Here is a 7,975-nt window from a genome sequence, read left to right as displayed (position 1 = left end):
CGGCCCATCAAGGCAGGCCACGCGGCGCCCGGAACACCAGCGGCGCAGCAGGCCACGCGGCGCCCGGAACACCCGTGGGGCCACACAGCAACACGAAGCCGCCCGGCCCCACAGGGGACCGGGCGGCTCACGCGTCAGGCCGCTAGGCGGCTCTCAGCGATTGTTTCAGCGCATCTGCGTGCCGGCAGCGCCCAGGCGCTCGCAGGCCTCGACAACGCGGGCGGCCATGCCGGCCTCGGCCGACTTGCCCCACGTACGCGGGTCGTACTGCTTCTTAATGCCGACCTCGCCGTCGATCTTGAGGACGCCGTCGTAGTTGCGCAGCATGTGGTCAACGACCGGGCGGGTGAACGCGTACTGCGTGTCGGTGTCGACGTTCATCTTGATGACGCCGTTGGCGACAGCGGTGGCGATCTCCTCGGCGGTGGAGCCGGAGCCGCCGTGCATGACCAGGTCGAAGGGACGGTGGTCGAGGCCGTAGTGCTCAGCGACCTCCTTCTGGATGGTGCCGAGCAGCTCGGGACGCAGCTTCACGTGGCCGGGCTTGTAGGCGCCGTGCACGTTGCCGAAGGTCAGAGCGGTCAGGTAGCGGCCGTTCTCGCCCAGGCCCAGGGCCTCGACGGTCTTGATGGCGTCGGCGGTGGTGGTGTACAGCTTCTCGTTGATCTCGCCAACGACGCCGTCTTCCTCGCCACCGACAGCGCCGACCTCGATCTCGAGGATCGTGTTGGCCTTGACGGACAGGGCGAGCAGTTCCTTGGCGATCTCGAGGTTCTCGTCGAGGTCGATGGCGGAACCGTCCCACATGTGGGACTGGAAGGTGGGCAGCTTGCCTTCGGCAACCTGGCCGGCCTCGATCTCGAGGAGGGGGCGGACCCAGGAGTCGATGTTCTGCTTGGCGCAGTGGTCGGTGTGCAGAGCCACGGTGATGCCGTAGTTCTTGGCAACCTCGGTCGCGTAGGCAGCGAGGGCCAGCGAGCCGGTGACGCGGTTCTTGATGGTGGAGCCGGAGCCGTATTCGGCGCCGCCAACGGACACCTGGAGGATACCGTCGGACTCGGCCTCGGCGAAGCCCTGGAGGGCGGCGGTGATGGTCTGGGACGAGGTCACGTTGATCGCGGGGTAGGCGAACTTGCCATCCCGTGCGCGATTCAGCATCTCTGCGTAGACCTCAGGGGTTGCGATAGGCACTTGGAGCCTCCTAATCGAGTGACAGTTTTGTCGTGATAGATTCTCTCACATTTTGCACGAGCGGGGAGGGGAAGGAAGTCCCGTTTGGACGGTTTTCTTCCAACCCCTCCCCTGCTGTTATGCGTCAGTTGGAGCGGCCGACGCGGACTCCGAGTTCGGCGACGGACATGACGTCCGTGAGAGTCTTGGCGACGTCTCCCTGCGCATTCGTGCCACGGAATCGGAGGTAGGAGCCGTTGCCCGCAACCGGGATGTCGACGGTGTCGGGGACGTTCGCCAAGGTCGTCGCGAGGATGGGGTTGCCCTGAGCCTTGGCGTCGGCCTTGTTGTCACCCTGCCCCTTGAGGGCGTCACGCGATCCAGCGAGGTAGATCTGGACGTCCTTGGCGCGGCCCGAGGCCTTGGGTCCGTTGCCGGCGCGCGGCGTGTACGTGACGGCGCAGACGTCGTATCCGGTGGCGCCGTCGCCGATCTTCAGGTCGATCCAGTGCGGCCACTTGCGGGCGTTGTCGGTGCCGGGCAGCTTGGCCTCGTTGGCATCGACATACTGGGAGTGCCAGTAGGTCGCGGGATCACCGTCGGTGGCCTTGGATTCCTCGCCGTGCTCCCAGCGGGTTTCGACGGAGTCGGCTGCCACGGCCTTGGCCTCGATGCGTGGGCCGCACACGCCGATCAGGCCTTCGCTGGCCACGGTCTTCTCACCGGAGTGCGAGACGGTGACGGTGAAGGTCGCTTCACCGAATTCGGTGGTGGGGCGCGCCCAGAACTTCACGACGCGGGTCTCGCCGGGGGCGAGGCGGTCGATCGGCTGGGGTCCGTTGGCGAGCTTCCAGGAGTTCGAGACCGCGGGGGTCAGGTGGATCTTGGTCGCTTCCTTGTTGCCCTTGTTGGTGACGGAGACCTTGAGGACGGTTTCGCCCCAGTTCTCGTCGCCGACGATGGGCAGGGAGGCGCGGTTCATGCCGGACAGGGCGGTCTTCGGGTAGGCCTCGTCACCAACGCGTTCAATGCTCACGTCGAGGGCCGAGGAGGCCTGGGAGGTGAGGGTGAAGACCGAGTGGCTGTTGACGGTGACATCGAACGGCAGCTGCGCGACGGTACCTTCGGCGGTCTTCTCGCCACCGTTGGGGCGACGCGACAGGTAGCCGGAGTCGATGACGCTCAGGTACTGGTTGGTCATGGCGTTACGCAGGCGGAAGCCACCCTCGGCGGGTTCAGCGACCCACTTCTGGGGGTTACGCGTCGCGTAGTCGCCCTGGAAGGTGGGGGTGAATTCCTGGCTCGTATCGGCGCACGCGTAGGCGGTTACCGGGTGTCCCGGGGTCGTCGACACGTGGGACTCGGAGTTCGGCGTTTCCTCGGAGTAGACGGCGAGGCAGCGGTTCGTGTTGACCGAGCGGATCCGGTAGTAGCCGTCGGGCGTGGCGGTCAGATCCCAGTTATCGGAGGTAGTTCCCGCGGTCGGGGCACCACCCGACACGCTCAGGGCTCGTCCGTCGGCCAGTGCGATCGTGTACTGGCCGGGGGCGAGGGTGTCGCGCGTGGGGTCGACGTAGGTGGAGGGCTCACCCAGGGCCTTGATGCGCGCCTTGAAAGCCGCAACGTTTCCGTCGGCCTTGGGGGTCTTCGCGTTCCAGAACATCTGGGCGCCGTAGCGCAGGCCTTCGGCGACCCAGGCCTCTGCCTCATGGTCGGTGACCATACCGTGGCCACCCTGCCAGATGGAGACCTTGCCTCCGCGGATGGAGGCGTCGGGAACCGAGTACTTCTCGTTGTGGTAGAACGTGTTCATCGTCCACTTTCCGTAGACGCCTTCCAGGCCCTGCACCTGCATGACGTAGGAGGACGGCTGATCGCGGTAGTAGTACAGGGCGGAGGAGGCGTTCACGAGGGTGTAACCGGCGTCGACGAGGGCCTTCGCAGGCAGGCCGCGGTTGGCGTTCTTCTTGCTGGACTCACCCTTGCCCCAGTATTCGATGATGACGTCCTTGTCGATCGGGATGCGCGAGATATCGGCGATGCCGTCGTTCCACAGGCGCAGCGTGCCGCCTCGGGACTTCACGTGCGCGTTGACCTTGTTGACGAAGTCGTTGAAGGCGGCGTCGAAGGTCATGGACTGGTCGCCGTAGTGGTTGCGAATCTGCTGGAGGTACTTCTTGAAGTCGCCGGGGTCCTGCTTGAAGAAGAACTCGTCGGCGCCCATGTGCCATTCGGTGGAGCCGAAGGTGTCCATGTACTCGTCGATGAGGTCGAAGTAGAACTTCTGGGCGGCGGGGTCGATGAAGTTGAGGTGGTTGGGGCTCTTCTTGCCGGAGTCGTCAGCGACCTGGTACTGCGGGAAGTTGCCAAGGATGGTGCCTGTGTGGCCGGGGGCGTTGAGGAGCGGGACGACGCGGACGCCGACCTCGCGGCCGTGCGCAACGATGGCCTTGACCTCGTCCTTCGTGTAGTAGGAGAAGGAGGTGGTGGCGGGGTACTTGTCGGACTTGAGGCGCAGCTCGAGGGACAGGTAGTTCATCTTCAGGTCGGACATGCGGTCGATCTGTCGGGTGATCCAGTCCGTCGTGATGTGGGTGCCGCAGGCGCACAGAGTGGCGCCGCGGTCTGCGAAGCGCGGAATGTCGGTGACGGAGCCTGCGGGCACGCTTCCGTGACCCGAGCGGACGGCCTGCTCGAGAGTGCGCGCGCCCCACAAGAGGCCAGCGCGGGTGGCGGCCGTGATCTGCGCACCGTTTCCGGTGACGGTCAGCTGGTAGCCCTCATCACCGAGGTCGCTGCGGGACGCGTTGATCGTCAGAGTGACGGCGTTGGAGGCTGCGGCTCCGGTTCCTTCGGTGATGCCGGTGATGCCGGCGTCGGTGAGGGCACGGCTCAGCAGAGCACTGACGCCGGCGGCTTCGGCGGAGTCAGGGCGAACAATCTGGAGGCCGGCACTGGGTGTCCACGTGCCCGAGGCCGGGGTCCAGCCTTCGAGGGAGGGGATCGTCACGGGGACATTGGGGGCGGCCTGCGCGTGCAGGTGGGAGGTCAGGGGGACGAGGACCGCGGTGACGAGCGCACACACGGAGGCGAGGATCAGTGCGACCTTCGCTCGTGAGCGCGCGAGCCGCGGTGCCCGCACATGGCTTGGCGATGACTGAGGCATTAATTCTCCTGTTCAACGGTTTGCTTCCACGCAAACTGTCTAAAGCCCGAATTAAAACGGATGCTCCGTATCCATTCCGACTACTTTTTGGCTTGCAAAGCCTATCAAAGGTCGGAGGTTAAAAACAATAGAAACGGTAAAAGAACAGTTGGTCAGCGAGAATGTCGGTCAACCGGGTTAATTAGTGTATTTCAGTTTGACACTTCACCCACAAGTCACTAGCTTTGCGTGCCCTCCAGACGCGACGCGTGCGCCCACATAACGATCGCGGCGGCATGACCAACGTTCATGGACCGAGTCGAACCGCGCTGAGTAATCGCAACGACGATCTCGCACGCCCGGATCATCTCCTCGCTCAGTCCGGAGGCCTCCGATCCGAACACAAGGCAGGCTCGCTCAGGCAGCACCGCGCCTTCGAGCGCGACGGACCCCTCAACGTTGTCGACGCCGACGAGTGTCAAGCCTTCCTTCGAGCAATGCTCAACGAGTTCACGCACTTCGGGACGGTGATCCACCGGCAGGTAGCGGTCGGTGACCATCGCGCCGCGTCGGTTCCACCGCTTGCGCCCCACGACGTGCACGCGGCGCGCACCCATAGCATTCGCCGTTCGTACAATCGACCCGATGTTGAAGTCGTGATCGAGATTCTCCACTGCCACCTCGAAGGGCAGCGAGCGGGCGGCGATGTCCGCTCGAATCGCCTCCATCGTCCAGTAGCGGTAGCGGTCCTCGACGTTACGCCGATCCCCCGCCTTCAGAAGCTCCCGATCGTAGTGCTCGCCGACCGGCCAGGCGGCCTCCCCACCCGGCCACGGACCGACCCCGACCTGCCCAGACTGCGCGGCCCCGGCCTCGTCGTTCCCGCACGCGCCATCACGCGCGATGTCACACCCGTTTTCGAACTCGTTCACGGATCCCACCCTAGCGGCACCGTAGAATGGAGGCATGACTGCCCTGACGCACGAACCGACACCACTGACCGATCTGCCTCCCGTCACCGCGTGGCTCTCTGACATGGACGGCGTCCTGGTCAAGGAGAATCGAGCGCTTCCGGGCGCGAACGAGTTCCTCGCCGCTCTGCGCGGGAAGAACATCCCCTTCCTGGTCCTCACGAACAATTCGGTGTTCACGAACCGCGACCTGTCCGCGCGCCTGGCGAACTCCGGCCTGGACATCCCCGAGGACAACATCTGGACCTCCGCGAACGCGACGGCCGCCTTCCTGCACCAGCAGTCGCCCGGCTCGACAGCGTACGTCATCGGCGAGGCCGGCCTGACCACCGCGATCCACTCCGCGGGATACGTGATGACCGAGATCGATCCCGAGTTCGTGGTGCTCGGCGAGGTGCGTTCCTACGACTTCCACGCGCTGACCCACGCGATCCGCCTCATCGAGGGCGGCGCGAAGTTCATCGCGACCAACCCTGATGTGTCGGGCCCCTCCGACGAGGGCACCCTGCCCGCCTGCGGCGCCATCGCCGCAATGATTACGGCGGCGACCGGGCAGAAGCCCTACTTCGTGGGCAAGCCGAACCCCGTCATGATCCGCGCTGGCCTGAACAAGATCGGCGCACACTCCGAGAGCGCCGCCATGGTCGGCGACCGCATGGACACGGACGTGCGCGCGGGCGTCGAGGCAGGCCTGCGCACCCACCTGGTCCTGTCGGGTTCCACGGCCCGCGAGGACATCAACAATTTCCCGTTCCGCCCCTTCGGCATCCACGAGGGCATCGGCGATCTCATCGAGCTCGTCGAGGCGGCGCACTGACCCACACCGATCCGGAAGGAACACCCATGACCAACGATTCCCACAAGGCGCGCCTGGCTGCCCTCGTTCAGGAACTCTCCGTCATCCACGAGAAGGTCACCCTGGCGTCGGGGCGCGAGTCCGACTTCTACGTCGACATGCGCCGCTCGACCCTGCACCACGAGGCGGCTCCCCTCATCGGCCACGTCATGCTGGACCTCCTGGAGGAGTCCGGATTCGCGGTGGGCGAGGAGTACGTGGCCGTCGGCGGTCTGACGATGGGGGCGGACCCCGTCGCGACCGCGATGATGCACGCCGCCGCGTCGCGCGGCCTGGACCTGGACGCATTCGTCGTGCGTAAGGCCGCGAAGGATCACGGCATGAAGCGCCGCATCGAGGGCCCGGACGTCGTCGGCAAGAACGTCGTCGTCCTCGAGGACACGTCGACGACCGGCGGCTCTCCGCTGGAGGCCGCGCTCACGCTGCGCGAGGCCGGCGCGAACGTCGTCGCCGTCGCAGTGATCGTGGACCGCGCGACGGGCGCGAAGGAGCGCATTGAGGCCGAGGGCTTCCCGTACTTCTACGCGCTGGGCCTGGAGGACATCGGCCTGGCCTGATTCAGCTTGCATTGACGAGGCCGGGGCCGGGTTCTGCGTGAACCTGGCCCCGGCCTCGTATCGGTGCGCGTGCCCTCACATGTGGGGCACAGAGCGCATGGCGCGCGCGGTCACCCAGCGCGGGGCGACCTTCATGGCGCCCATGGCGACCTTGTAGGGGATGGTCGGGGTGACCTGAACGCGGCCCGAGCGCACGGCGTCGAGGGCCTCCGTGACGACCTGTTCGGGGCTGGCCATGAGCCAGGAGGGTGTCGAGCGCATGTCGACGCCCGCGCGCTCGAAGAAGGGTGTGTCGACGGGGCCGGGGCAGACGACCGTGGCGGTGATGCCCGATCCCTTGAGCTCGGCGGCGAGGCCCTCGGTGAAGGCGACGACCCAGGCCTTGTGGGCGGAGTAGGTGCCCGCTCCCGTGCGCGAGGCGACAGAGCCGACGTTGAGGATGGCTCCGCGTCCGCGCGAGCGCATGGAGATGCCGGCGTGGTGGGCCAGGGTCATGACGGCGCGGACCATGACGTTGAGGCCGTTGATTTCATTGTCGAGGCTGTTGTCCAGGAAGTCGGTTCCAAGTCCAAAGCCGGCGTTGTTGACGAGGAGGTCGACGGGAGCCAGGTCGGGCTTGTCGTGATCGGCCGGCCCTCCCACATCGAGCCGGGCGGCGACGCGTGCGCAGCCTTCATCGGTCGACAGGTCCGCTGCAATCACCTCGGCGCGCACGCCGGCGACGTTCGCGAGCGAGTCCGCGAGCGCGCGCAGGGCTTCTTCGCTGCGCGCGACGAGCACGAGGTCGTGGCCCGCGGCGGCCAGCTGCCAACAGAATTCTTCACCAATGCCGGAGGTTGCTCCGGTGACCAGCGCTGTTCCCATGGGGGAAGTCTAGCGCCGCATGGTGCGCGCAGCACGAAGCCGGGGCGGGAACGCTTCGCGCTCCCGCCCCGGCTTGGCGTGTCATCGGGTCCGGATCAGGTATCCGGCTCCACCACCGGCGAGAGCCGCCGGGATGACGAGGAGGACCAGCCAGTAGGGGCTCCATCCGCCCGATCGGCCACCATCAACAGCCGCAGCGATCGGCATAGTACCCGCAGCCTCGGCCGTTCCGTTCTCGGGGGCGGCCACGCTACCACTCTGCGCTGCCTCGCCGCTCTGCGCTCCGCTCTGGGGCGCAGCCGAGGGGCTCGCGGACGGGGTGGCCGCGGGAGCCGCCTTCGGGGCGGTTACCGGGGCGGAGCTGGCCGCACCGGTCGTTCCACTTGCCGCACCGTTGCTGCGGGCGGCAGGT

The 7,975-nt window shown here is 66.4% G+C and carries 6 protein-coding genes and 1 pseudogene; 2 read left to right on the top strand and 5 right to left on the bottom strand.

The window, feature by feature from the left end; genetic code table 11:
- Nucleotides 1-165: 165 nt before the first annotated feature.
- The 3 genes from fbaA to HMPREF1137_RS03200 form a co-directional block, all read right to left on the bottom strand.
- Entirely contained in the window at nt 166-1,191 is a 1,026-nt protein-coding gene (fbaA, locus tag HMPREF1137_RS03210) for a class II fructose-bisphosphate aldolase (protein WP_007588850.1), read from the bottom strand.
- Nucleotides 1,192-1,315: 124 nt separating this feature from the next.
- Nucleotides 1,316-4,336: a family 20 glycosylhydrolase gene (locus tag HMPREF1137_RS03205; RefSeq protein ID WP_007588852.1), complete on the bottom strand. Its 3,021-nt coding sequence runs from the start codon at nt 4,334-4,336 to the stop codon at nt 1,316-1,318.
- Between the two features lie 218 nt (nt 4,337-4,554).
- On the bottom strand, nt 4,555-5,283 hold the full coding sequence (locus HMPREF1137_RS03200; protein WP_034496578.1) for a TrmH family RNA methyltransferase: 729 nt from the start codon (nt 5,281-5,283) through the stop codon (nt 4,555-4,557).
- Here HMPREF1137_RS03200 and HMPREF1137_RS03195 point away from each other — a divergent pair.
- Complete coding sequence (locus HMPREF1137_RS03195; RefSeq protein ID WP_007588854.1) at nt 5,282-6,103, top strand: HAD-IIA family hydrolase; 822 nt, start codon at nt 5,282-5,284, stop codon at nt 6,101-6,103. The genes HMPREF1137_RS03200 and HMPREF1137_RS03195 overlap by 2 nt on opposite strands.
- A gap of 26 nt (nt 6,104-6,129) precedes the next feature.
- Nucleotides 6,130-6,699, top strand: coding sequence for an orotate phosphoribosyltransferase (gene pyrE, locus HMPREF1137_RS03190; RefSeq protein ID WP_007588857.1), 570 nt, complete (start codon nt 6,130-6,132; stop codon nt 6,697-6,699).
- Nucleotides 6,700-6,774: 75 nt separating this feature from the next.
- Here the strand turns inward: pyrE and HMPREF1137_RS03185 are convergent, their stop codons facing one another.
- The gene (locus tag HMPREF1137_RS03185) at nt 6,775-7,563 is read right to left on the bottom strand and encodes an SDR family NAD(P)-dependent oxidoreductase (protein ID WP_007588847.1); all 789 of its coding nucleotides are present in this window, start codon (nt 7,561-7,563) and stop codon (nt 6,775-6,777) included.
- Between the two features lie 81 nt (nt 7,564-7,644).
- Nucleotides 7,645-7,975: pseudogene (locus tag HMPREF1137_RS10380) on the bottom strand (choice-of-anchor M domain-containing protein); the annotation flags it as partial.

This window comes from Actinomyces sp. ICM39 (genome assembly GCF_000282935.1).
Taxonomy (GTDB): Bacteria; Actinomycetota; Actinomycetes; order Actinomycetales; family Actinomycetaceae; genus Pauljensenia; species Pauljensenia odontolytica_B.
Note: the sequence above shows the minus strand (reverse complement) of the source record. Positions and strands in the feature narration are given on the sequence as shown.